This is a genomic window from Micromonospora sp. NPDC048169 (genome assembly GCF_040652815.1).
In the GTDB taxonomy this organism is placed as follows: Bacteria; Actinomycetota; Actinomycetes; order Mycobacteriales; family Micromonosporaceae; genus Micromonospora.
In genome coordinates, this window is the sequence record NZ_JBEZMS010000057.1 from 1 (window position 1) to 24,950 (window position 24,950).

Here is a 24,950-nt window from a genome sequence, read left to right on the forward strand (position 1 = left end):
CAGCCGGGCGTAGAAATGACCGCTGAGCCGCTCCCGCTCCTCCTCGACCAGGGCCCAGCTCTCCTTCAGCAGCCGCGCGAAGTTCTCCACGGGGGGGCGGCGGCCTGCGCCTCGCGTGCCCGGTCGGCGGTGGCGAGCATCCACTGGCGGTGCAGCGCGCGGCCCACCTCGCCGGGGCGGCCGGCGGCGTCCGCGCCGAACGCGGGGTGCGGCGGGTCGGTGGCGGTCACCGTGCGGGCCAGCGTGGCGAGGGTCGCGCCGGCCTCGTCGAGACGGGCGGCCAGGGCACGCAGCGTCTCCATGTCAGGCTCCCGCCAGCGGCCGGTAGGCCGCGAACGTCTCGTTGTGCAGCTTCTCGCGCGCCCACTGGGCCGCGTCGGCGGCAGCGGTCACCGCGGCCTGCACCGAGCCGGCCACGTCGCGTGGGCTGCGGTGGTGCAGCGGGCCGAGGAAACGCACGTCGGTGATGCGCCCACCGGCGGTCACCACCACCTCGACGAGCCCGTCGGGCGAGCGGACGGTGACCTCGACCGTCGCGACCGCCTGGTCGAACTCGGCCTGCAGGTTCTCGATCCGGCGGTAGCGCCGCACCGCCTCCTCGATCCAGGCCTCGTCGATCTCGCCCCGCGGCATCGGCGGACTCCTCCCGGCCGGTCGGCCAACCCTCACTGAGCGTGCCGCCACGATCACCACGGCATCACCGGACCGTACCGCACCTCAATCGCGCGTGTCGATGCCCTGTGGACAGCGCGGACGGGCCCGGCTCAGCCGCGCCAGAGGGCCAGCATCATCGCCTCCACGGCGATCCGCGGCTTGACGTTCGCCTCGATCGCCGCGCGGCACTCAAGCACCGCCTCCAGGCGGCGCAGCGAGCCCTCGGCGTCCCACTTCTGCGCGCCCGCCCCGGCGAGCGACGCGGTGTCGGCGTGCACCGGGGCGACGGGCGCCCGCAGCGCCATGGTGAGCGCGTCCCGGTAGAACCCGGCCAGGTCGACCAGGGCGCGGTCGAGCGCGTCCCGCTGGGCACGGGTGGCCCGCGACTTCTGCCGCTTCTCCAGGTCCTTGAGCTGACCGGCCGCGCCGCGCATGGCGCCGGCCGCGCCCCGGCCGGTGCCGCCCGCGCCGAGCGCGGTCTGCAACGCCGTACGCTCCGCCTCGTCGATCTCCGCGACGGACGCGGCGGCCTCCGCCTCGGCGGCCTCGATCAGCGCCGAGGCCGCGTCGAACGCCGCGCCCACGCCGGTCAGCCGGCGCGGTACGGCCAGCACCGCGTCCCGCCGCTGCCGGGCCTCCGGGTCGCGGGCCAGCCGCCGGGCCCGGCCCACGTGCCCCTGCGCCGCCGCGGCGGCCCACTCGGCCACGTCCGGCGCGATCCCGTCGCGGCGCACCAGCACCTCGGCCACCGCTGTCGCCGGCGGCTGCCGCAGCGGTACGACCCGGCACCGCGACCTGATGGTCACGGAGATGTCGTCCGGGTGGGTGGACGGGGTGCAGAGCAGGAAGACGGTACGCGGTGGCGGCTCCTCGATCGCCTTGAGCAGCGCGTTGCCGGCGGCCTCGGTGAGCCGGTCGGCGTCCTCGATGATCACGATCTGCCACCGGCCGCCGGACGGCGCGCTGGCCGCCCGCAGCACCAGCGCGCGCATCTCGTTGACGCCGATGGACAGGCCCTCGGGCACCACGACCCGCACGTCCGCGTGGGTGCCGGTGAGCGTGGTGTGGCAGCCGGGGCAGCTGCCGCACCCGGTGCCGTGCACGCACTCCAGCGCGGCGGCGAACGCGCGGGCGGCCACCGAGCGGCCCGATCCGGGCGGGCCGGTGAAGATCCAGGCATGGGTCATCCCGGCGCCGGGATCGGCCTGCGTGGCCGGTACCGGAGCCGGATCGCCGTCGTAGTCCTCGGCGAGCGCGTCGAGGTCGTCGTACCCGCCGGCCGGCCCGCCCGCGCGGACGGTCACCGACGCGGCGGCGCGCAGCAGCGCGGCGGCCGAGGCGGCGGCCCGCCGCAGCGTGGCCACCGCCTCGTCCTGCCCGACCAGATCGCCGAAGACGTCTGTCATCTTCGGGGTTGCTCCATCGTCACCAGCTCCGCGTCGGATAACTCGGGCTGGACCGAGGTGTCCGGGCCCTGCGCCGGACGGGGGTGCACGATCCCGCCGGGATCGGCGAGGAACTCACCCACCCGGCCGGCCACCGCCTCGGCGATCTCGTCCACCGGGCGGGAGGCGTCGAGGACCAGGTAACGCTTCGGGTCACCGGCGGCCAGGTCGAGGAAGGCGTACCGGACCCGCTCGTGGAACGTCAGCGACTCGGCCTCCAGCCGGTCGGTGCCCTCGTTGCGGCCCTCGACCCGGTTCAGGCCGGTACGCGGCTCGACGTCGAGCAGCACCACCAGGTCGGGCTTGAGGCCGCCGGTGGCCCAGGAGGAGAGCCAGGAGACCTCGTCCACCGGAAGCGTCCGGCCGGCGCCCTGATAGGCCAGCGACGAGTCGACGTACCGGTCGCTGATCACCACAGCGCCGCGCACCAGCGCCGGGCGGACGACGGTGGCCACGTGGTGCGCCCGGTCGGCGGCGTAGAGCAGCGCCTCGGCGCGCGGCGACGGTGCCTCGTCGGGAGCGGTGCCCAGCACCAGGGAGCGGATCCGCTCGCCGACCGGCGTGGCGCCCGGCTCGCGGGTGACCACCACGTCGCGGCCCTGCGCCCGCAGGCGCTCGGCGAGCACGGCGAGCTGGGTGGACTTGCCCGCGCCCTCGCCGCCCTCGAAGACCACGAACAGGCCGCTGGAGACGAACGGCTCGGCCGGCATCAGCGGACGGCCCCGGATCGAGCCCCACAGGTCGGCGAGGACCGGTACGCCCTTCTTGTCGTCCATCTGGCCGAACGCGCTGATGCCGGCGATGATGCCGGCCGCGCCGGCTGCGAGCAGCAGCAGACGGGTCGAGGAGATGGAGATGCCCAGGTCGGCGATGGTGAGCTGGCGGGAGCCGCCGACACCGACCAGGAGGCTGCTCAGCGCGATGGCCAGGATCAGCACCAGCCGGGTGCCGATCTGCACCACGGCGAAGACCCGGCCGCGTACCTCGTCGGCCACCTCGCCGCCGAGCAACGTGGTGCCGGCCAGGAACGCCATGCCGGCACCCGCGCCGACCAGGATCGCGCCGAGGATGGCCATGGACAGGTGGATGGCGAAGGCGAGCACCAGCACGGAGGCGCTGGCGAGCACGATGCTCATGCCGAACCAGCGGCGGCGGGACATGTCCCGCACGATCATCGGCCCGAGGCCGATGCCGAGCGCCAGGCCGACGAAGATCGCGCCGAAGAGCAGCGAGAACGCGGCGTCACCGGCGCCGAGCGAGTTGGCGAAGAACTTGCCGGTGCCGACCACGATGCCGCCGCCGGCGAACGCGCCGAAGATGCCCAGCACCAGGCCGCGGACGAGCGGGGTCTGGCCGATGTATTTCCAGCCCTCGGAGAACTGCCGGAACATGCTCTGCTCCGTGCGCTCCGCCTCGGCGCGCTGGGCCTGGCTGATCTCCTTGATCCCGAACGCCACCACCAGCGCGGTGGCCAGCCGGGAGAAGGCGTTGAACCAGAGCGCGAGCTGGGCCGGCTCGGCCCAGTCGGGCAGGTTGCCGCCGACCGCGCTGGGCAGGCCGCGGGTCAGCACGGCCAGGGCGACGGCCGCGGCCACCGGCGTGAGGCCGTACGTGGTGATCAGCGTGAGCTGGTTCGCCGCCTCCAGCCGGGTACGCGGGATCAGGTTGGGGACCGCCGCCTCCTTGGCCGGGATCCACAGCAGGGTGATCGACTCGATCAGGAACGTGGCGATCAGCGCCCAGCCGACCACCAGCCCGCCCGCCGCGCCGGTGAGCGCGTACAGCGGGATCGAGGCGAACAGCACGAAGCGCAGCAGGTCGCAGATGACCATGGTCCACCGGCGGTCGAACCGGTCGGCGAACACGCCGGCCACCGGGCCGAGCACCAGCGCCGGGAGCAGCCGGATCGCGGTCACGCCACCGAACGCGGCGCCCTGGGCGGTGCTGCCGGAGACCTGGGAGGCGGCGAAGAGCGCGGTGGCGAGCAGGCCGAGCCAGTCGCCGAAGGAGGCGGCGCTGAGCACGATCCACAGCCTGCGGAACGGCCGGATGCGCAGCACCGAGCGGATGGCGCTGAGACCCGAGTGGTCGGCGGCTGTCCCGGGCGACGACACGCCGGGCGACTCGCCGCTGTTCTGGCTTTCGATGGCCGTACCTCCACGTGCCGGCCCAGGTCTGGGCATCCCCGGTGGAACACTCTAGTCGCGCAGGAGAGGTCGTCCCCCGCGACATTCACCTGCTCGCCGAGCCTAGGCCGCTGAGACCACCGGCCGCAGCCCGGACAGACGCGAGGGTATTTCGCATTGCCGTCCAGACAGTTAGCGTGCAGACGTGGCCATCGACCGTGACAAAACTCGCGATCGTCTCGACCGGGCGACCGCTCACCTCGACCCGCCGTACGCCGTGGTCGACCTCACCGCGTTCGACGCGAACGCCGAGGCGCTCGCCGGCCGGTCCGGCGGCAAGCCGCTGCGCGTGGCGAGCAAGTCGGTACGGGTCCGGGAGCTGCTGACCCGGGCGCTCAAGCGTCCCGGCTGGCACGGCGTGATGGCCTTCACGCTGCCCGAGGCGCTGTGGCTGGTCCGCTCCGGCGTGAGTGACGACGTGCTCGTGGCGTACCCGACGGCGCACCGCGGCGGCCTCGCCGAACTGGCCGCCGACCCGGCGCTCGCCGACGCGGTGACGCTGATGGTCGACGACGCCGCACAGCTCGACCTGATCGACCGGGTGTGCCCGCCCGCGCGCCGGCCCGCGCTGCGGATCTGCCTCGACCTGGACGCCTCCTGGCGCCCGCTGGGGGGCCGGGTGCACGTCGGCGTGCGCCGCTCCCCGGTGCACAGCGCCACGGCGGCCGGCACGCTCGCCGCCGTCGTCGCCGGCCGGCCCGGCTTCCGGCTGGTCGGCCTGATGTCGTACGAGGCACAGATCGCCGGCCTCGGCGACGCGCCGCCCGGACAGGCGATGCTCGGCTCGGCGATCCGGGTCGCGCAGCGCGGGTCGTACCGGGAACTGCTCGCGCGCCGCTTCGCCGCGGTCAGCGCGGTACGCGAGCACGCCGACCTGGAGTTCGTCAACGGCGGCGGCACCGGCAGCGTGGCCGCCACCAGCGCCGACCCCGCGGTCACCGAGGTCACCGCGGGTTCCGGCCTGTACGGGCCGACGCTGTTCGACGCGTACCGTGCCTGGCAGCCGACCCCGGCGGCGTTCTTCGCCTGCGCGGTGGTCCGCCGCCCGGCGCCCGGGCTGGCGACGGTGCTCGGCGGCGGCTGGATCGCCTCCGGCCCGGCGGCGGACAGCCGGCTGCCACGGCCGTGGCTGCCGGCCGGGCTGAAGCTGCTCGGCGCTGAGGGCGCCGGTGAGGTGCAGACCCCGCTGGCCGGGAAGGCCGCCGACGACCTGCGCGTCGGCGACCGGGTGTGGTTCCGCCACGCCAAGGCGGGCGAGCTGTGCGAGCACGTCAACGAGGTGCACCTGGTCGAGGGGGACGCGGTGGTCGCCACCGTGCCGACCTACCGGGGCGAGGGGCACGCCTTCCTCTGATCTGCTCCACCACGTGACGACGGCGGGCCCCGGCGCCTCGGCAACCCGCCGTTCACCGTGTCGCTCAGCCCTGGTGGGCGGCCTCCGGGAGGGCGTTCACCTGCCGGTGCAGGTACTCCCGGATGAGCGCCTTCGCCTCGACCAGCACCCGCTCGTCGCCGTCGGTGCGGCGGCGGAACGCCAGCTTGATCAGGGCGTCCGCGGCCTCCACCGCGACCTCCAGGTGGAACCGCAGGTCGGGCACCCCGGCCAGGCCGAAACGCTCGGTGAGTACGCGGGCGAGCTGCTCCGCGATGACCCCGTTGTTGTCCCGCTGGTCGTCCAGCAGGTGCAGGTCGACCACGTCGCCGAAGTGCAGGGTACGGAAGCCGGGGACGGTGCGGTGCATCGAGATGTACTCGTCGATCGCCGCGTCGACGCCGTCCCACCAGTAGGTCAGGTCGTCCGAGGCGAACCGCTCGTCGAGCCGCTGGAGGTAGGACTCCATGGTGCGCAGCGTCAGCGCCTGCACTATCGCCCGCTTGTCCGGGAAGAACTGGTAGACCGACCCGATCGCCACCTCGGCGCGCTCGGCGAGCAGGGTCGTGGTCAGCCCTTCGTACCCCACCTCGTCGACGAGCTCGGCGCAGGCGTCCAGCATCCGCTGGACCCGCGCGACACTTCGACCCTGCACCGGTACCCGACGCAGCGGCCCGGTCGTGGCGGCTGGTGTGGACACTCGGCGCCACCCCCCTTCGACGGATGAACATATCTGCACGTCACGAGTCTGTGACTACCGGTACAACGAGCCGGGCTCGATTGCGGTATTTACCAGGCACAACGTTCCTGATATGAATTCACTTCATATTCATGTCGAGGAGTGGCCGTCATGACCGGTACCCCCACCTGGTCCAACTGGGCCGGCAACCAGCACAGCACCGCGCTCCTCACCGTGCGTCCGCGTAGCGTCTCCGACGTCGTCGAGGCGGTCCGCCAGGCCGCCGCGGCAGGCCGGACCATCCGCGCCACCGGCAGCGGCCACTCGTTCACCGCCACCGCCGTCGCCGACGGGCACCGGATCGACCTCGCCGAGTTGGAGACGGACGTCACAGTAGATGTGACGCGCCGCCTGGTCACCGTACCGGCCGGGATGACGTTGCACACGCTCAACGATCTGCTCGCCGGACACGGGCTGGCGATGCCGAACCTCGGCGACATCGACGCCCAGACCATCGCCGGCGCGCTCTCCACCGGCACCCACGGCACCGGGGCGAAACTGGGCTGCCTGTCCACATTCGTGGCCGGGCTGACGCTGGTCACCGGCACCGGCGAGGTGCTGCGCTGCTCGGCCGAGGAGAACCGCGACGTGTTCGACGCCGCCCGCGTCGGGCTCGGCGCGGTGGGCGTGCTGGTCGAGGTCACGCTGCGCTGCGTGGACGCGTTCGTGCTGCGCGCGCACGAACGCCCGGCCCCGCTCGCCGAGGTGCTCGACGACCTTCCCGGCCTGTACGAGGCGCACGACCACGCCGAGTTCTACTGGTTCCCGTACACCGACCGGGTACAGGTCAAGACCAACGACCGGGTACCCGCCGACGACCAGCCGCTGCCCCGCTGGCGCGGCTGGCTCGACGACGAGTTCCTCTCCAACACTGTCTTCGCCGGCGCCTGCCGCCTCGGCCGGGCCGTACCCGCCGTCGCGCCCACGATCAGCGCCGTCTCCGCCCGCGCGCTCACCGAACGCACCTACACCGGCCGCTCCGACCGGGTGTTCTGCACCCCGCGCCGGGTCCGCTTCGTGGAGATGGAGTACGGCCTGCCACGCGAGGCGCTGCCCACCGCGCTGACCGAGCTACGCCGGATCGTGGACCGGCTGCCGTTCAAGGTGCTGTTCCCGGTCGAGGTGCGCTTCACCGCCGCCGACGACATCTGGCTGTCCCACTCGTACGGGCGGGACTCCGCGTACATCGCCGTGCACCAGTACGTGGGCATGCCGTACGAGCCGTACTTCCGGGCGTTCGAGCAGGTGGCGACCGAGTTGGGCGGCCGCCCGCACTGGGGCAAGATGCACTGGCGCGACGCGGACTCCCTGGCGAGGGCCTACCCGAGATTCGCCGACTTCCAGTCCGTCCGCGCCCGCCTGGACCCCGCCCACATCTTCCAGAACCCGTACTTGGCCCAGGTCCTAGGCTCCTGAAGATCTTGGAAGGAAAGGGCCCTCATGAGGGCCCTTTCCTTCCAAGATCACTCGTTCGGGGTTGAGGTCGCCTTCTTGGGAGCGGCCTTCTTCGCGGGGGCCTTCTTCGCCGCGGTCGTCTTCTTCGCCGCAGCGGTCGTCTTCTTCGCGGCCGTTGTCTTCTTCGCCGGGGCGGCCTTCTTAGCGGCCTTCTTCTTCGGGGCCGGGCCCTTCGCGCGCTTCTCGGCCAGCATCTCCGACGCCTGCTCCAGCGTCAGCTCCTCCGGTGTCTGCCCGCGCCGCAGCGACGCGTTGAACTCGCCGTCTGTGACGTACGGCCCGAAGCGCCCGTCCTTGATCACCAGTGGCTTCTCGGTGAGCGGGTCGTTGCCCATCTCCCGCAGCGGCGGCGCGGCGGCCCGGCGCTGGCGCGTCTTCGGAGCGGCCAGCAACGCCAGCGCCTCGTCCAGCGTGACGGTGAACATCTTGTCTTCCGAGTCCAGCGAGCGGAACTCGTCACCGCGTTTGACGTACGGGCCGTAGCGGCCGTTGTTGGCGAACACCTCGGTGCCGTCCGGCGCCACGCCGATCAGCCGGGGCAGGCGCAGCAACTGCAACGCCTGCTCCAGGGTGAGGCTGTCCGGCGTCTGCGAGCGCAGCAGCGACGACTTGCGCTCGCCGCTGGCCACGTACGGGCCGAACCGGCCGGACTTGAGCAGGATCGGCTCGCCTGTGGACGGGTCGTCGCCGAGCTTGCGCTCGCCGCCACCGCCGAGGAACAGCTCGTGCACCTTCTCCGGGGTCAGCTCGTCCGGCGCCAGGCCCTCCGGGATCGGCGCCCGGTCACCCTGCGAGCCGCCCTCCTCACCCTCACCAGAGGCCGAACCCGAGGCCGGGGCCGGGGCCGAGCCCGAAACCGAGCCGGGCAGCGCCCGCTGCAGGTACGGCCCGTACCGGCCGACCCGGACGACGACCTCGCGGCCCTCGTCGTCGGTGAACAGCGGGATGGAGTTGACGCTGCGCGCGTCGATCTCGCTGAGGTTCTCGGTGACCAGCTTCTTCAGGCCACCGGCGTGCGCGATGGCCTGGTCGCCGGTGCCGTTGGTGCTGCCGAAGTAGAAGGAGGTGAGGAAGTCGACGGCGGCGTGGTCGCCACCGGCGATCTCGTCCAGCTCGTTCTCCATGCTGGCGGTGAAGTCGTAGTCGATCAGGCGGGGGTAGTGCCGCTCCATCAGCCCGATCACGGCGAACGCCAGGAACGACGGGATCATGGCCTGGCCGCGCTTCACCACGTACCCGCGGTCCTGGATCGTCTGCATGATCGACGCGTACGTGGAGGGCCGGCCGATGCCCAGCTCTTCGAGGGCCTTGACGAGCGACGCCTCGGTGTAGCGGGCGGGCGGCTGGGTGTGGTGGCCCTGCGCGGTCAGCTCGTCGGCGGTCAGCGGCTGGTCCTTCACCAGCGTGGGCAGCCGCCGCTCGGCGTCCTCCGCCTCGGCGTTCTCGTCGTCGCTGGACTCGACGTACGCGCGCAGGAAGCCGGGATCGGTGATGGTCTTGCCGGTCGCGCCGAAGTCGGCCTCCTCCTGGGCGGAGGAGACGGCGCGGATGCGCACCGACACGCTGGAGCCGACCGCGTCGGTCATCTGCGAGGCGATGGTGCGCCGCCAGATCAGCTCGTAGAGCTTGAACTCCTCGGCGGACAGCTCCTTGGCCACCTCGCCGGGGGTGCGGAAGTTGTCGCCGGCCGGGCGGATCGCCTCGTGCGCCTCCTGCGCGTTCTTCACCTTGCCGGTGTAGCGGCGGGGCTCCGGCGGCACGCTGCGCTCGCCGTACAGCTCGACGATCTGCCGACGGGCCGCCGCGATGGCCGTCTCGGACAGGTTCACCGAGTCGGTACGCATGTAGGTGATGTAGCCGTTCTCGTACAGGCGCTGCGCGGTGCGCATCGTCTGCTGCGACGAGAACCGCATCTTGCGGGCCGCCTCCTGCTGGAGCGTGGAGGTGATGAACGGCGCGTACGGGCGGCGGCGGTAGGGCTTCTCCTCGACCCGGGTGACGGTGAACGGCCGGTCGGCCAGGCGGGCCGCGAGCCCTCGGGCGCCGCCCTCGTCGAGGTGGACCACGCCCGCGCCGGGCCGCACCCGGCCGGTGGTCGGCTCGAAGTCCTTGCCGGTGGCGATCCGGTCGCCGCCCAGCGCGACGAGCGTGGCGTTGAACGTCCGCGGCCCCTCGCCCGGCTTCGCCACCGCGAGCGTGGCCAGGATGTCCCAGTACTCGGCGGTCCGGAACGCCATCCGCTGGCGCTCCCGCTCGACCACGATCCGGGTCGCCACGGACTGCACCCGGCCCGCCGACAGCTTCGGCATGACCTTCTTCCACAGCACCGGCGAGACCTCGTAGCCGTAGAGGCGGTCGAGGATGCGCCGCGCCTCCTGGGCGTCGACCAGGTCACGGTCGATCTCCCGGGGGTTCGCCACGGCGGCCTGGATGGCCGGCTTGGTGATCTCGTGGAAGACCATCCGCTTGACCGGCACCTTGGGCTTGAGCGTCTCCACCAGGTGCCAGGCGATGGCCTCGCCCTCGCGGTCCTCATCCGTCGCCAGGAAGATCTCGTCGACCTCCTTGGCCAGCTTCACCAGCTTGCTGATCTGCTGCTTACGGTCGGGCGAGACCACGTAGAGCGCGTGGAAGCCGTTGTCGACGTCGACGCCGAGCCGCGCCCACGGCTCACCCTTGTACTTCGCCGGGACGTCGGCGGCGTTGCGGGGCAGGTCCCGGACGTGGCCGAAGCTGGCCTCCACGACGTACCCCGGGCCGAGGTAGCCCGAGATCGTCTTGGCCTTCGCCGGTGACTCGACGATGACCAGACGGGTGGTTCCAGCGTTGCTCGGCACGTCTCTCCCCGACCTCACTCCTACGCCATGCCCGCTTCGGGCCGTGTTGCGCCACCCGGCCCACACGCGGTCCGGATGTCCAACGTAACGCGCCGTCCGCGTTCCGGGTTTCGTGGGCGGCAAACGGGCCGCCCTCCCGGTGCCCGCCGGCCGCACCCTGCCGGACGGCGTCACGGTACACCGTGGGTAGGGCGGCAGGCGTGTCACTGTGACGATCGCGCACTCCGGCGGATCCGTAGCCGGGTGTCAGGCTTCGGACACCGGCTGTCATCCTCGGGAGCCCGGCCACTCCGCCACCGGCGCCGTCGCCGGCCGTTCCCCCACCAGCTCCGCGAGCCGGGACATCCGCCGCGCGCCGATCCGGAACGCGGGCCCGCCCTCGTCCGGCTCCACGAACGCGGCCGGCAGTCCCACCGCCGCCAGCGCGGCGCGGACCACCGGCCAGGACGGCTCGTCGGCCGGTCCGAGCCCCAGCCGGAAACCGGCCGGCTCGGCCGTGCCGGCGGCGGCCACCCAGAGCCGCAGCCGTCGCCCGTCCAGGTGGAAGCGGGCCGGTGGCCGCTTCACCGCGCCGCGCAGCCAGGCCCGCGCGAGCGGCGCCAGCATGCTCGTGTACGCGGTGCGCACCCGGTGCCGGCCGTCCTCGGCCGGCTCCCAGCTCGCCGGCACGCCCCGGGCGCCCAGCTCGGCCACCAGCACGTGCACCCGCCAGGCGGCGTCCACCACCACCGAGATCCGGGCGGTGCCGCCCATCCGCCCCACCTCACCCGGCCCGGCGAGCAGGCCGGCGAGATCCGCCAGCGCCGGATCGGCCGCCTCGGTGGAGAACAGCGAGGGCTGGCGGGCGGGGTTCGGGGTGGGAGGGGTCAGCGACACTCCGGAACCTCGTCGAAGGCCTCTTTCAGCTCTGTCGAGTTGAGCTTGCTGGTGTCCAGCGCGCTCGCGTCGTACTCCTTGTTCAGCGTGTCCACTGCGGCGCGCACGCCGTCGTAGAACGGGCCGGCCTGGGCGGTGTCGAGCCGGTCGATGGAGTCCCGGGCCCGGCCGTACGCGTCGCGCATCTTGCCCAGCGACCCCAGGAACCCGGCGGACACCTCGGCGCCGCGCTCGGCCTCGGGCACGCCCGCCTCCTCGACCTTGCGCCGGGCGTCCTCGCTGGCCTGCTCGGCCCCGGCGAACAGCCGGACCAGGTTCTCCTTGGCCTGCGCCGGGGTGGTCTGCGCGGTCATCTGCTGCTGCGTGCTGCTGGTCAGCTTGGAGATCTCCGCGCGCCACGGGGCGAGCGCCTGGCACACCGACGCGGCCCACACCCGGGGGCTGGGACCGCCACCGCACCCGGTGACGACGAGGACCAGCGTGGCCAGGACCACCGTGAGCTTTCCGGCGGTTGCCGCCCGGCGCGTACGCATGCGATGCAGCGTACGACCTCCGGGCGGAACCGCCACCGGTCAGGTTTGCCGGGTGCGGGGTTCCCGGCCGGCCGGGGCCGGCCGGGAACCGTCGCGTGCGATCAGGCGTTCACCGTCTCCGGACGCTGGTCCGGGGTGCCGGCGTCGCTGTCCGAGTCGGTCATCGCCACGCCCTTGCGCTTGCTGAACACCACGGCCCCCGCGATGATCAGCGCGGCGACCACGGCGATCGTGATGCGCAGCGGGTTGTTCTTGTCGTCGCCCACGCTCCAGGCGACGACGGCCGGTGCGATCAGCAGCGAGACCAGGTTCATCACCTTGAGCAGCGGGTTGATCGCCGGGCCGGCGGTGTCCTTGAACGGGTCGCCGACGGTGTCGCCGATGACCGTGGCGGAGTGCGCGTCGGAACCCTTGCCGCCGTGCGCGCCGTCCTCGACCAGCTTCTTGGCGTTGTCCCAGGCACCGCCGGAGTTGGCCAGGAACACCGCCATCAGCGTGCCCGCGCCGATCGCACCGGCCAGGTACGCGGCGAGCGCACCCGCGCCGAGGCCGAAGCCGACGGCGATCGGGGCCAGGATGGCCAGCAGGCCGGGGGTCATCAGCTCGCGCTGCGCGTCCCGGGTGCAGATGTCCACGACCTTGCCGTACTCGGGCCGCTGGGTGCGGTCCATGATGCCGGGCAGCTCGCGGAACTGGCGGCGTACCTCCATCACCACTGCCCCGGCGGAGCGGGAGACCGCGTTGATGGCCAGGCCGGAGAAGAGGAAGACCACGGCCGCGCCGATGATCAGGCCGACCAGGTTGCGCGGGTTGGCGACGTTCAGCAGCTCGTCGATCAGCGCGGTGGTGTCCTGATTCCCGGTCGCGTCCGCGTACGCCGTCTTGAGCGTGTCGGTGTACGAGCCGAACAGCGCGGTCGCGGCCAGCACCGCCGTGGCGATCGCGATGCCCTTGGTGATCGCCTTCGTGGTGTTGCCGACGGCGTCCAGCTCGGTGAGCGTCCGCGCGCCGTGCTCGTCGATGTCGCCGGACATCTCCGCCACGCCCTGCGCGTTGTCGGAGATCGGGCCGAACGTGTCCATCGCGACGATGACGCCGACCGTGGTGAGCAGGCCGGTGCCGGCCAGCGCGACGGCGAACAGGGACAGCGTGAGCGAGCTGCCGCCGAGCAGGAACGCGCCGAACACGCCGGCGCCGATCAGCAGCGCCGAGTAGACGGCCGACTCCAGGCCGACGCTGATGCCGGCGAGGATGACGGTGGCGGCGCCGGTCTGCGAGCTCTTGCCGATGTCCTGCACCGGGCGCCTGTTGGTCTCGGTGAAGTAGCCGGTCAGCGCCTGGATCGCGGCGGCCAGCACGATACCGATCACTACCGCGCCGATGGCGACCAGCCGCGGGTTGCGGTCGACGTCGGTCAGCCCGCCCTCCAGCTCGGCGAACGTGGCCGGCAGGTACGCGAACGCGGCGATCGCGACGAGCACGGCGGCGATCAGCGCGGACAGGTAGAAGGCCCGGTTGATCGCGGTGAGGCCGTTGCGGTCGCTGGCGCGCAGCCGGGTGATGAAGACGCCGACGATCGCGACCAGCACGCCGATGGTGGAGATGATCAGCGGGAAGACCAGACCGGTCTCACCGAACGCGGCCCGGCCGAGGATCAGCGCCGCGACGAGCGTGACCGCGTACGACTCGAACAGGTCGGCGGCCATGCCGGCGCAGTCGCCGACGTTGTCGCCCACGTTGTCGGCGATGGTGGCGGCGTTGCGCGGGTCGTCCTCGGGGATGCCCTGCTCGACCTTGCCGACCAGGTCGGCGCCGACGTCGGCGGCCTTGGTGAAGATGCCGCCGCCGACCCGCATGAACATGGCGAGCAGCGCGGCGCCGAAGCCGAAGCCCTCCAGCACGGTCGGCGCGTCGCCCCGGAAGATCAGCACGACCAGCGCCGCACCGAACAGGCCGAGGCCGACGGTGAGGAAGCCGACCACGCCGCCGGTGCGGAAGGCGATCTTCATGGCGCCCTCGCGCCCGCCTTCCCGCTCCCGGGCGGCCGCCGCCACCCGCAGGTTGGCGCGGGTGGCCAGCCACATGCCGGCGCCGCCGATGAACGCGCTGAACAGCGCACCCACCACGAAGAACGCCGAGCGGCCGACCTTCACCAGCGTTTCGTTGCCGTCGGTGTCGTGCACCGGCAGCAGGAAGAGCAGCACGACGGCGATCACCACGAAGATCGCCAGCGTGCGGAACTGCCGCAGGAGGTACGCCGACGCGCCCTCCTGCACCGCGCCGGAGATCTCCTGCATGTTGGTGGTTCCCTTACCGGCCGCCAGGACCGCCCTGGTGAGGGCGGCCGCGAAGACGAGCGCCACCAGCGCGATGACCGCGGCGATGACGACGTACGTCACGTTGGCTCCGGTAAGGGACAGTGCGCCGCCGTCGGCGGCCAAGGTCCCGGACATCTATGTCCTCCTGTACCGAACAACTCGCGCCGACCCGTGGAGACGCACGGGCCGACGCCTGGATGCGGACTCGCAAGCGCGCGCCGACCCACCCCGGCGGATCAGCGATGCTCCCGTTCCCGCCGGCTACGGGATGGGATCACTTGCTGACAACCCGCGTACTGTAGCCCTCTGGCGTGGCGGAGGTCACACCGAGGGGGCACCGTGTCTCGATGATCTTCGCAACTGTGTTATGCGAAGAAATCTGATATATGGCGCGACCAATACGACGAGGCCGCACCCCCTGCGGGAGCGCGGCCTGCGTGTGCGAAACGGGTCAGGCGCGGCCGGCCGGCCAGGACATCCGCACCTCGGTGCCGACGCCCTCGTCGACCGGGCGGACCTGGAGATCCTCCACGAAACCGGCGAGCAGCGCGAAGCCCACTCCGGTGGTCAGCGCGTCCTCGCTGAGCGACTCCTTGGCCAGTTCGTCCGGCCCGAGCGCGGCCAGGCCGAGACCCGCCTCGATCGGGGCCCGATCGACCACCCGGACCGTGTAGCCGCCGCCGTCGGACATCTCCACGTACACCGGTTCGGCCAGGCCGTACTGCCTGTGCAACGCGACCGCCCGGGTGCACGCCTCACCGATGGCCAGGCGCACCTCGTCCAGCAGGTCCTCGCGTACGCCGGCCCGCCGGGCCACCGCGACGCCGACCAGTCGGGCGGTGCGCACGTGCACCGGAGCCGGAGAGAAGGACAGCTTGACGGTGGCCATCACGCGCCGGTGGAGTCGGCGGCGATGGCCGCTTCGACTGTCGGATGCAGCGGGAAGACCTGGTCGAGGGCGGTGATCCGGAAAATCTTGAGCAGCGGCTCCTTGTCGCAGACCAGCGCGAAGGAACCCCCGGCCGAGCGCAGCCGCTTGAGCGCGCCGACGAGCACACCCAGCCCGGTCGAGTCGAGGAAGTCCACCCGGCCGAGGTCGACCACCACGTGGCGGGCCCCACCGTCGATCAGCTCCAGAAGCCGTTCCCGCAGGCGGGGGGCGGTGTAGACATCCACCTCACCGCCGACCTCGAGCACCGTGTGCTCCCCCACGGCGCGGGTCGCCAGCGACAGCTCCATCGGCCCCTCCTCGGTAAACTCTCCTGGGCATCTAACCATCTCCCCGTGCGGCCCCTCGGGTCACCGCCAGGGCTCTCCCCTTACCCCCACCCTGCGGTTCCCAATTCCGAACACCAGTGCGAGAGTGCAGGACGTGACCGACCACAGCTCCGGCCCGCGGCGTGCTCCGGGTGAGCTGCTGCACCGGCTGCGGCTGCGCCACAGCTCCGACCCGGTCACCCACGTCGAACGCGTACCGGCCCGCGCCGGCGAACCCGTCGGGTGGCCCGGGTGGGCACCGGAGGAACTGCGGGCGGCGTTCGCGCGGCGCGGCGTCGTCGCCCCCTGGCGGCACCAGGCCGAGGCCGCCGAGCTGGCGTACGCGGGGCAGCACGTGGTCGTCGCCACCGGCACGGCGTCCGGCAAGTCCCTGGCGTACCAGCTTCCCGCACTGAGCACGCTGCTCGCCGACCCGCGCGCCACGGTGCTCTACCTGGCACCGACCAAGGCGCTCGCCGCCGACCAGCTCCGCGCCGTCGCCGGTCTCGAACTCGACGGGGTACGCCCCGCCACCTACGACGGGGACACCCCGCGCGCCGAGCGGGAGTGGATCCGCCGGCACTCCCGGTTCGTGCTGACCAACCCGGACATGCTGCACCACGGCATCCTGCCCGGCCACGCCCACTGGTCCGGGTTCCTGCGCCGCCTCGCGTACGTGGTCGTCGACGAGTGCCACACCTACCGGGGCGTCTTCGGCTCACACGTCGCGCACGTGCTGCGGAGGTTGCGGCGGCAGTGCGCCCGCTTCGGGCGTACTCCCGTGTTTCTGCTGGCCTCGGCCACGTCGGGCGACCCGGCGGCGGCGGCCGGGCGGCTCACCGGCCTGCCCGTCACCGCCGTCACCGAGGACACGTCGCCGCGCGGCGGGGTGACGTTCGCGCTCTGGGAGCCGCCGCTGCTCCCGCCCACGGACTCGTCCGCCGACGCCGACCTCGTCCAGGTCCGGCGCTCCGCGCTGCGCGAGACCGCCGACCTGCTCGCCGACAGCGTGATCGAGGGGGTACGCACGCTGGCGTTCGTGCGGTCCCGCCGGGGCGCCGAGGTGGTGGCCGCGAACGCCCGGCGGTCACTCGACGAGGCGGTGCCCGGCCTGGGCGACCGGGTGGCCGCCTACCGGGCCGGCTACCTGCGCGAGGAGCGCCGCGAGCTGGAACGGGCGCTGCTGCACGGCGACCTGCTCGGGCTCGCCTCCACGAACGCGCTCGAACTCGGCGTCGACCTGGTCGGGCTGGACGCGGTGCTGATCTGCGGCTGGCCCGGCACCCGAGCGTCGCTGTGGCAGCAGGCCGGGCGGGCCGGGCGCTCCGGCGACGAGGCGCTCGCCGTGCTGGTGGCCCGGGACGACCCGCTCGACACCTACCTGGTGCACCACCCCGAGGCGCTGTTCGGGCGCCCGGTCGAGGCGACGGTGCTCGACCCGGCCAACCCGTACGTGCTCGCGCCGCAGCTCGCCTGCGCCGCCCACGAGTCCCCGCTCACCCCGGCCGACCTGGACCTGTTCGGCGAGGGCGCGAAGGAGGCGGTGGACTCGCTGGTCGAGGCGGGGGCGCTGCGGCAGCGGCCCACCGGCTGGTACTGGCGGCACCGGGAACGCCCCGAGGTCGACCTGCGCGGCGAGGGTGGCGCACCGGTGTGCGTGGTGGAGGAGTCCACCGGCCGGCTGCTCGGCACCGTCGACGGCGGGTCGGCGCACTTCCTGCTGCACACCGGCGCGGTCTACCTGCACCAGGGCGTCTCGTACGTGGTCGACTCGCTCGACCTGGCCGACGGGTGCGCGCTGGTGCACGCCGAGGAGCCGGACTGGTCCACCCACGCCCGCGACGTCACCTCGCTGTCGGTGGTGTCGGTCCGCTCGTACGTGGACGCCGGACCGGTCGGCCTCTTCCTCGGCGAGGTGGACGTGACCAGCCAGGTGGTGTCGTACCAGCGGCGGCGCATCGCGACCGGCGAGGTGATCGACACCCGGCCACTCGACCTGCCCGCGCGGGAGCTGCGCACCGTCGCGGTGTGGTTCACGCTCTCCCCCGGGTCGCTGAGCGCCGCCGGTGTCGAGGCGGCCGACGTGCCGGGCGCCCTGCACGCCGCCGAGCACGCCGCCATCGGGCTGCTGCCGCTGATGGCGACGTGCGACAGGTGGGACATCGGCGGGCTGTCCACCGCCCTGCACCCGGACACCGAGGCGCCGACCGTCTTCGTCTACGACGGGCATCCCGGCGGGGCCGGTTTCGCCGAGCGGGCGTACGGCACCGCCGCCGCCTGGCTGCGCGCCACCCGGGACGCGATCGCCGAATGCGGGTGTGAGACCGGGTGCCCGTCCTGCGTCCAGTCCCCGAAGTGCGGCAACGGCAACAACCCGCTGGCCAAGCCGGAGGCGGTGAAGGTCCTCGACGTGGTGCTGACCAACCTCGCCGCGGCCGGTCGCGCGGGCGGCCCGGGCGCGGGCGGCGGCCTGGGTCCGGAGGTGGGGCGCGGTGAGGCGCTGCCCCGCCAGGGCGACCGGGTGGCCCGCCCGGCTCCGGCGACCGGGGGCACACCCGCCTGACCCGCACGGGTCGCGGCCGGCAGGCCGGCCCGCCGGACGGGCGACCCACCAGCCGGAGGTTCGACCGCCGCTTGGAGGGGGTCGCGGTATCGGAAGGCGCTGGATCTCATCACTTCGGCCGACCGGTGCGGATCACGCGATTTCGGAGGGCATGCAGCGGGCCGGTGTGTCTGGTCGGTGGGACGAAGGCATGAGCGTGGTGCGGTCGGGGCATTGATGTATGGGAGCGCTTCCATGCATCATTTCGGTAGCGCACAGGTGACCCGAGACCCGTCCCGCCGGAGGTGCAGCCGTGGCCGACACGATCGCCGAGACCGTCGAACTGCTCTACACCATCGACCAGGAACACCTCACCCCCGACCAGCAGATAGCGCTGGGCACCGCGATGGCCACCCTCGCCCAGGCGGAACGGCTGGAGCAGATCAACGAGCGTCTGCGCGGCATCCATCAGGTCCTGAACACCTGGGCGATGAAGGCCACCGTCGACGGCGGCCGCTGACCTTGGGCATTGCCCGGACGCGCCCGTCGGGTCCGCAGCCCGGCGGGCCGGGCCGGGGCGGGTCGGGCCGGGCGGGTCCGCCGGGCCGGGCGGGTCAGGCGGGTCAGGCGGGTTGCGGCGCGGCGGCGCACACCCTGCGCGACGTGTCGGCGCGCAGGTCCCGCATGGGGTTCTGCCCACCCGGGCAGTGGTGGTGTGATCGGGCCAGCGGCGGTCGGCCTGCTGTGCGAGACTCCGGCGACCCCTCGAAGGAGATCTGATGTCGCCCGATAACCTGCAGGCCCAGCACCGATTCATCATCCGTCAGCGGATCCGGATGATGGTCAACCAGTACGAGGTGCACTCGGTGGCGCCCGACGGCTCCGAAGGAGGGCTGCTCGCGTTCGCGCAGCAGAAGCGGCTCGCCTTCAAGGAGCAGGTGACCATCTACACCGATGACACCAAGCAGTACCCCCTTCTCGGTTTCAAGGCCCGTCAGCGACTCGACCTCGGGGCCACCTACGACGTGACCGACCACGCGGGCAACCCCATCGGGCTGTTCCGCAAGGACTTCGCCCAGTCGCTGCTGCGCTCGACGTGGCACGTCGAGCAGCCCGGCCTGCCGCCCGCCACCGGGCAGGAGCGCAGCATGCCGGTGGCGCTGCTGCGCCGGTTCGTCGACTCGCTCTCCTGGCTGCCGTACCACTTCGATTTCGTGGCCGGCGGCCAGCCGGTGTTCTCGGTCGACCGGAAGTGGGGGCTGCGGGACCGGTACTCCGTGGAGATCCAGCACCCGCAGATCGACCGTCGACTGGTCATCGCCATGGCGGTCGGACTGGACGCCCTCCAGTCCCGCTGACCCGCCGCCCCCGGCCCGGCTCTCGGCCCGGCACTGGCGGCCGCCCGTCAGGACCGGGCCGGGCCGGCCCGGGACGTCGCGGCGGCGTCCCGGGTCAGTCCCGGCAGCGGTGCGACACGTACCCGCGCCGTGACGATGAGGTCCAGCCCGTCGACCCGGCACCCGGTCATCCGGCCGCCGTTTGCGGAGACCAGGTCGGCGGCGCGACCGCAGGCGGCGTCGGTTCCGTCGAGCACCTGCCCGGCACCGGCCAGCGCCCCGAAGTCCGCCGCGTTGCGGGCCTGATGCCGCGCGCACCGGGCCGCCCCGAGCGCGGCACCGAACACCCCGACCAGCACGAACACGAGCCCGATCGCGAGCAGGCACACGGTGGCACCGCCCCGGTCCGCCGAGGACCTGCCGCCGGGCTCCCCGCGCTTCACCGTCCCGCCCGTGATCGGCGGTCCTCCTGCGGCGGGCCAGCGGGAGGACGAGCAGGCCGGGAAATCGTCAGCGCTCACGGCACCGGCCCCGGCGCACCGGGTTCCACTGCGGCCACTGCCTCCCCCGAGACGACCAGGCGAGGCAGCCGCGTACCGAACGTCCGGACCGGGGCCCGGACCGTCGCCGTCACGCGGTCACCGGCGACAGTCACGGCCACCTCCGCGCCGTCCGGGGCGTACCGGGTGCCGGCTGGCGTACCGGGCTCGCCCCGGGCCGCGGCGAGAGCCGCCTCCCGGGCCGCGTCGACACACGCGACCCGGGTGCCCACCGCGTTGACCGCGGTCAGACCGGCGACGAGGAGCATCATGAGCGCCGGCAGGCCGGCCGCCAACTCGGCGGTGAAGGAGCCCCGCTCGCACGCGGCCCACGAGCGCCACCGCCGCCACACCGCCCCGGCCCGGGCGCTGGCGGCGTCCCGGAACGGGCCGGGCTCGGCCGATACGCCCATCGGGACCGCTGAGGTCAGCCACCGACCGTGACGGCCGGCCCGCCGGCGCCCGGTCACTTCAGGGCCCGGTCGATGACGGCGGTCAGCGCGGACTGCACGTTGCCGGAGGTGAGCACCTTCAGCAGGATCCCGGCGAAGGCCACCGCGGCGAGGGTGCCCACCGCGTACTCGGCGGTGTTCATGCCGGCGTCACCCCGCAGGCGGGTGAGGAGCTTGCGCATGTCGTACGTCCCTTCTCGATGGATCACAGCACGTCGCCGAGGACGGCGACGATCACCGGCACCAGACCGGCGAGAATGAAGGCGGGCAGGAAACACAGCCCGAGCGGCAGCACGATGAGCACCCCCGCCCGGCGGGCCGCCGCCTCCGCCGCTGTCGACCGTTCGGCACGCAGGTCGTCGGCCAGCCGGGTCAGCGCGCGAGCCAGTGCGGCACCGCTGTTCGACGAGCGGACCGCCGCCGCGACCACGGGTTCGGCCCCGGCGACGCCGCTCAGGTGCGCCCATGCCTCTCCGGGGCCGCCACCGAGCTGCAGCGTGCGGCCGACCCGGCCGAGCCGGTCCGCGAGCGGCCCGCCGAGCGCCTCGGCCACGGCGAGCGCCGAGCGGTCGACCGGTGCGCCCGCCCTCAGCGCGGCGGCCAGCAGATCCGCGGCCAGCGGCAGGTCGGCGGTCTCCCACAGGCGCCGTTCCCGGACGGCGCGCGGCTCGATCCGGCGCAACAGACGGTCGGCGGCGACACCGGCAAGCAGCCCGAGGAACGCTCCTGTCGCACCGCCGACCACCACCGTCACGGCGATGCCGGCCAGCGCCGCGCCGAGGCGTACCCGATCCGGCCACCACGCCGGGCGGGCCGGCGTCGGCACCGGGGCGAGCCGGCGCAGCCGCCGCGCCGGGCGGGCGACCGGACCGGCGACGACCAGCAACGACGCGGCACCGCCGAGACAAACGGCGGCCAGCACCTGCCGTGCCATCAGGCGGCCCGTCCCGGCGTGACGCCGAGCCGCTCGGCCCAGAGCAGGCCGCCGACCTGCAACACGACCGCCGCGATCGCGCTACCGGCGCCCACCGGCGTGTGCAGCAGCACCGCCACCGGGTCGACCCCGATGCCGTAGCCGAGACCGATCCCGCCGAGCGGCAGCGCCGCGAGCAGCCAGGCGGTCGCCCGCGCCCCGGCGGCCTGGGCGGCGGCAGCCGCAAGGCCCCGATCGGCGGCGCGGGCGTCGGCCTCGATCCGTTCCAGCAGGTCGGCGAGCGGCGCGCCGGTCCGGTCGGCCAGCCTTCCGGCGGCGCGGGCCAGCCGGGCGACGCGTCCCGGACCGGCGTCGGCACCGCCGTCGACAGGTAGCCCGGCCCGCAGGTCTGCGGCGACGGCGGCCAGCCGGTCCAGGTCGCGGCGGTGCGCGAGTGCGGCCGCCCGGTGGGTACGCCGGCGCAGCACCGCCCGAGCCGCGAGCACGCCGTAGGTGGCGAGCACCACGGCGGCCACCGGGCCACCGAGCAACGCCCCGGCCACGGCCCCGCACAGCGCCGCCGCGGGCAGCACGCGTCCGGCGGACATCCCGGGGACGGCGGCCCACCGCCGGATCCGACGTGCCAGCGCCGACGGCGACACCGGAACGCGACGCCCGGCACCGGGTCGACGCGGCCCTCGGCCACGACCGGACGGGCGGGCGGACGCCTTCGACACGGAGTCGAGCGGTAGCTCCGGCGACGCTGGACGTCCAGCCTCCACCCGCTCATCCGGCGTGCCCAGGACCGTCAGCCGCCGGGCGCGACCGGCACGTACCGGCCAGGCGACGGCGACCGCCGCGGCGGCCAGCAGCAGGACCGCCGCCCAGAGGTGGCCGGTCACGACGGCTCCGCCGACGCGGGCCACGCCGCCTGGAGGATCGGCGGCACCGGCGCTCCCCGCTCCCGCACCAGTCCGGCGAGCGTCCGGGCCGCCGGACCGAGCCCTCGGCCGCGTACCCATGCCGGGACCACAGTCACCACCCGGTCGGGCCCGTCGGGCAACAGCAGGCCGATGGAGTCCAGTACGCGTCCCTCGCCGGTACGGCGAAGCTGGAGGACGACCTGCAACGCGGCGGCGACCTGGGCGTGCAACGCGAGCCGGGGCAGACCGCCGAGCATCCCCAGCGCCTCCAGCCGGGCCGGGACGTCGGCAGGGGCGTTCGCGTGCAGCGTCCCCGCCCCGCCGTCGTGGCCCGTGTTCAGCGCGGCGAGCAGGTCGACCACCTCGGCGCCCCGGCACTCGCCCACGACCAGCCGGTCCGGCCGCATCCGCAGCGCCTGCCGTACCAGGTCGCCGAGCCCGACGGCACCGGCACCCTCGACGTTCGCGGTGCGCGCCTGCAACCCGATCACGTGCGGGTGCACCGGGCGCAGTTCGGCGGCGTCCTCCACCAGCACGATCCGCTCGGTGCCGGGCACCAGCCCGAGCAACGTGTTGAGCAGCGTGGTCTTTCCGGAGCCGGTGCCGCCGCTGACCAGGTACGCGAGGCGGGCGGCCACCACTGCGACGAGCAGCGGGGCGACCGGCCGGGACACGGTGCCCCGCTCGACCAGTTCGTCGAGGGTGAACGGCCGCTGCCGGAAGGTACGCAGCGACAGGTAGGGCCCGTCGGTCGCCACCGGAGGCAGCACCGCGTGCAGCCGGGTGCCGTCGGGCAGCCGCGCGTCCGCGTACGGGGAGGCGTCGTCCAGCCGCCGCCCGGCCGCCGAGGTGAGGCGCTGCGCCAGGCGGCGTACGTCGTCGAGCGTGCCCAGCGGCACGGCGACCTGACGCAGTCCCCGCCCTCTGTCGACCCAGACTCGGACCCCGTTCACCAGCACGTCGGTGACCTGCGGGTCGGCGAGCAGCGGCGCCAGTGGACCCGCGCCGACCAGGTCGTCGTGCACCCGGTCGGCGATCCGCAGCAGCGTGGTGTCACCGAGCACCGCCGCCGCCGGTTCGGCGCGTACCGCGGAGACGATGGCCGCCGGCGTGACCGGGGTGGCCTCGGCGGCGAACCGGTGCCGGACCCGGGCGGCCAGCTCCCCCGGTTCGGGCGTGGTCACGCCGCACCAGCCGCCGACGAGCCGATCATCTCGTCCACGAGCCGCTGGCAGAGCGCGGCGAGCGGCCCCTTCCCGCTCGCGCCCGGCGCCTCGCCCCGCTCCAGCCCACGGCACAGTCCCGGCTCGGGTCGCAGCGTGCCGGCGAGCGGCAGGCCCAGCGCCCGGGACACCTCGGCCGCGCGGAGCCGACCGGGCGCCGGGCCGCGCACGATGACCGAGAGGTCGATGCAGTGTGGCGCGGCGACAGCGGCGACCCGGGCCGCCGCGGCCGCCGCCCTCAGCTCGGCCGGTACGACGAGCAGAGCGCGGTCGGCGGCCTGGAGCGCGATCACCGCCGCGTCGTCGAGGTGCCGGGGCAGGTCGAGCACCACCAGATCCCGCCCTCGCCGTCCGGCGTCCACTGTGGCGGCCATCGCCTCAGCCGGCAGGTGCCGCAGGTCGCCCCGGTCCCAGGAGAGCACCACCAGATCGCCTCGGCTGGGCAGCGCGCGGATCAGCGACGGCGGGTCGACCCGCCCGTCCGTGCCGGCCAGTTCGGGCCACCGCAACCCGTCGAGCTGCTCCCACCCGAGCACCAGGTCGAGACCGCCGCCGAGCGGGTCGGCGTCGACCAGCAGCGTGCGCAGCCGGGACCGGGCCGCCGTGACGGCGAGCCCACCGGCCAGCACGCTGGCCCCGGCGCCTCCCCGCCCGCCGAGCACCGCCACCACCCGGCCCGGCCCCGGGCCCGCCGGCCCGGCCACGCATTCGGCGAATCGGTCGACCAGCCAGGGCTCGGCCGCCGGCAGCGTCGCGACGTGCTCCGCGCCGATCAGTTCGGCCAACTCCGTACCTGGATCGAGCTCTCCGGAGCGACCGACCAGGACCGTGCGGGCGCGGCGGGGAAGGCGTGCCCGCAGGCAGGCCGCCGCCTGGTCGGCGCCGACGAGCACCAGCGGCGCCGGGGCCCAGCGGGCCCGGGCGGCGGCCGGATCGGCCGCCAGCTCGACCTCGGTGCCGCCGGCCGCCGCGAGTCGCAGCAGCTCGTCGAGGAGGTCGCCGTCGGAGGTGACGAGCAGGGGCAGACGACGGTACGGCGGAAGCGGGGTACGGGGCGGCATGGCGGCCTCCATCGGTCGGACTCGGACGTGCCGGGTGCAGCCTGCCCGGCCGGACGGTGCGAGACCGGTGCCCTGTGGACAACCGAGAGGGTTGTGGACAGACCTCGGTACGCCGGTTGATCTGCTATGCGCCCGAGACGAAGGTGTCGAGTGGACCGTCTGCCGTTGACGCCAGAGACCGTCGTTGACCTCCTCTAGGGCCTGTGTCGAAGTCGGTCACAGCCATTCGTTGATGGCGGCGACGTGCACGGTGGCCGCGTAGCGCACGGCGAGTTTGTCGAAGCGGGT

At 73.8% G+C, this 24,950-nt stretch carries 21 protein-coding genes and 2 pseudogenes; 5 read left to right on the plus strand and 18 right to left on the minus strand.

Annotation, left to right across the window (positions count from 1 at the left end):
* Positions 1-95: 95 nt before the first annotated feature.
* From AB0D28_RS28220 to tmk, 4 genes and pseudogenes are all read right to left on the minus strand, one after another.
* Positions 96-302: pseudogene (locus AB0D28_RS28220) on the minus strand (hypothetical protein); the annotation flags it as partial.
* Between the two features lies 1 nt (position 303).
* Positions 304-633, minus strand: coding sequence for a YbaB/EbfC family nucleoid-associated protein (locus AB0D28_RS28225; RefSeq protein WP_013473591.1), 330 nt, complete (start codon positions 631-633; stop codon positions 304-306).
* A 131-nt stretch (positions 634-764) separates the two neighbouring features.
* The gene (locus AB0D28_RS28230; RefSeq protein ID WP_357390683.1) at positions 765-2,060 is read right to left on the minus strand and encodes a DNA polymerase III subunit delta'; all 1,296 of its coding nucleotides are present in this window, start codon (positions 2,058-2,060) and stop codon (positions 765-767) included.
* On the minus strand, positions 2,057-4,213 hold the full coding sequence (tmk, locus tag AB0D28_RS28235) for a dTMP kinase (RefSeq protein WP_357390685.1): 2,157 nt from the start codon (positions 4,211-4,213) through the stop codon (positions 2,057-2,059). Before tmk ends, AB0D28_RS28230 begins: the two co-directional genes overlap by 4 nt.
* 217 nt (positions 4,214-4,430) lie before the next feature.
* On the opposite strand from tmk, the gene AB0D28_RS28240 reads away from it, so the two are divergent.
* Positions 4,431-5,639 (plus strand): amino acid deaminase/aldolase, encoded by a 1,209-nt coding sequence (locus AB0D28_RS28240; protein WP_357390687.1) that lies wholly within the window; start codon positions 4,431-4,433, stop codon positions 5,637-5,639.
* 64 nt (positions 5,640-5,703) lie between these two features.
* Here the strand turns inward: AB0D28_RS28240 and AB0D28_RS28245 are convergent, their stop codons facing one another.
* Positions 5,704-6,279 (minus strand): TetR/AcrR family transcriptional regulator, encoded by a 576-nt coding sequence (locus AB0D28_RS28245; protein WP_357390720.1) that lies wholly within the window; start codon positions 6,277-6,279, stop codon positions 5,704-5,706.
* 228 nt (positions 6,280-6,507) lie between these two features.
* Here AB0D28_RS28245 and AB0D28_RS28250 point away from each other — a divergent pair, with 228 nt between their 5' ends.
* Entirely contained in the window at positions 6,508-7,812 is a 1,305-nt protein-coding gene (locus AB0D28_RS28250; RefSeq protein ID WP_357390689.1) for a D-arabinono-1,4-lactone oxidase, read from the plus strand.
* A gap of 47 nt (positions 7,813-7,859) precedes the next feature.
* On the opposite strand, the gene topA is transcribed toward AB0D28_RS28250, so the two are convergent.
* From topA to AB0D28_RS28280, 6 genes are all read right to left on the minus strand, one after another.
* The gene (gene topA / locus AB0D28_RS28255) at positions 7,860-10,688 is read right to left on the minus strand and encodes a type I DNA topoisomerase (protein WP_357390692.1); all 2,829 of its coding nucleotides are present in this window, start codon (positions 10,686-10,688) and stop codon (positions 7,860-7,862) included.
* A 267-nt stretch (positions 10,689-10,955) separates the two neighbouring features.
* Positions 10,956-11,564, minus strand: coding sequence for a hypothetical protein (locus tag AB0D28_RS28260; RefSeq protein ID WP_357390694.1), 609 nt, complete (start codon positions 11,562-11,564; stop codon positions 10,956-10,958).
* Positions 11,555-12,097: a hypothetical protein gene (locus AB0D28_RS28265; RefSeq protein ID WP_357390696.1), complete on the minus strand. Its 543-nt coding sequence runs from the start codon at positions 12,095-12,097 to the stop codon at positions 11,555-11,557. The genes AB0D28_RS28260 and AB0D28_RS28265 overlap by 10 nt, the downstream gene beginning before the upstream one ends.
* A 101-nt stretch (positions 12,098-12,198) precedes the next feature.
* Positions 12,199-14,550, minus strand: coding sequence for a sodium-translocating pyrophosphatase (locus tag AB0D28_RS28270; protein ID WP_357390698.1), 2,352 nt, complete (start codon positions 14,548-14,550; stop codon positions 12,199-12,201).
* Positions 14,551-14,866: 316 nt separating this feature from the next.
* Entirely contained in the window at positions 14,867-15,304 is a 438-nt protein-coding gene (locus AB0D28_RS28275; RefSeq protein ID WP_357390700.1) for an ATP-binding protein, read from the minus strand.
* A complete protein-coding gene (locus tag AB0D28_RS28280; protein ID WP_357390702.1) occupies positions 15,304-15,654 on the minus strand; it encodes an STAS domain-containing protein in 351 nt (116 codons plus the stop codon). The genes AB0D28_RS28275 and AB0D28_RS28280 overlap by 1 nt, the downstream gene beginning before the upstream one ends.
* Positions 15,655-15,778: 124 nt before the next feature.
* Between AB0D28_RS28280 and AB0D28_RS28285 the strand changes: the two genes are divergently transcribed.
* The 3 genes from AB0D28_RS28285 to AB0D28_RS28295 all read left to right on the plus strand — a co-directional run bounded on the left by AB0D28_RS28285 (position 15,779) and on the right by AB0D28_RS28295 (position 19,572).
* On the plus strand, positions 15,779-18,235 hold the full coding sequence (locus AB0D28_RS28285; RefSeq protein WP_357390704.1) for a DEAD/DEAH box helicase: 2,457 nt from the start codon (positions 15,779-15,781) through the stop codon (positions 18,233-18,235).
* Between the two features lie 292 nt (positions 18,236-18,527).
* Positions 18,528-18,734: a hypothetical protein gene (locus AB0D28_RS28290; RefSeq protein ID WP_357390706.1), complete on the plus strand. Its 207-nt coding sequence runs from the start codon at positions 18,528-18,530 to the stop codon at positions 18,732-18,734.
* Positions 18,735-18,993: 259 nt separating this feature from the next.
* Positions 18,994-19,572 carry a hypothetical protein gene (locus AB0D28_RS28295; RefSeq protein ID WP_357390708.1) on the plus strand — a complete coding sequence of 193 codons (579 nt, stop codon included), beginning with the start codon at positions 18,994-18,996 and terminating at the stop codon, positions 19,570-19,572.
* Positions 19,573-19,619: 47 nt separating this feature from the next.
* Here AB0D28_RS28295 and AB0D28_RS28300 read toward each other — a convergent pair whose 3' ends face one another.
* From AB0D28_RS28300 to ssd, 7 genes and pseudogenes are all read right to left on the minus strand, one after another.
* Positions 19,620-20,072 carry an Rv3654c family TadE-like protein gene (locus AB0D28_RS28300; RefSeq protein WP_357390710.1) on the minus strand — a complete coding sequence of 151 codons (453 nt, stop codon included), beginning with the start codon at positions 20,070-20,072 and terminating at the stop codon, positions 19,620-19,622.
* Entirely contained in the window at positions 20,069-20,503 is a 435-nt protein-coding gene (locus AB0D28_RS28305) for a TadE family type IV pilus minor pilin (protein WP_357390712.1), read from the minus strand. The genes AB0D28_RS28300 and AB0D28_RS28305 overlap by 4 nt, the downstream gene beginning before the upstream one ends.
* Positions 20,504-20,556: 53 nt before the next feature.
* Entirely contained in the window at positions 20,557-20,724 is a 168-nt protein-coding gene (locus AB0D28_RS28310) for a DUF4244 domain-containing protein (RefSeq protein WP_013283643.1), read from the minus strand.
* Between the two features lie 23 nt (positions 20,725-20,747).
* A complete protein-coding gene (locus AB0D28_RS28315) occupies positions 20,748-21,476 on the minus strand; it encodes a type II secretion system F family protein (protein WP_357390714.1) in 729 nt (242 codons plus the stop codon).
* A pseudogene (locus AB0D28_RS28320) lies at positions 21,476-22,012 on the minus strand (hypothetical protein); the annotation flags it as partial. The pseudogene AB0D28_RS28320 and the gene AB0D28_RS28315, both read right to left, overlap by 1 nt.
* A gap of 341 nt (positions 22,013-22,353) precedes the next feature.
* Positions 22,354-23,562: a TadA family conjugal transfer-associated ATPase gene (locus AB0D28_RS28325; RefSeq protein ID WP_357390716.1), complete on the minus strand. Its 1,209-nt coding sequence runs from the start codon at positions 23,560-23,562 to the stop codon at positions 22,354-22,356.
* Complete coding sequence (ssd, locus tag AB0D28_RS28330; protein WP_357390718.1) at positions 23,559-24,662, minus strand: septum site-determining protein Ssd; 1,104 nt, start codon at positions 24,660-24,662, stop codon at positions 23,559-23,561. The genes AB0D28_RS28325 and ssd overlap by 4 nt, the downstream gene beginning before the upstream one ends.
* Positions 24,663-24,950: the final 288 nt, after the last annotated feature.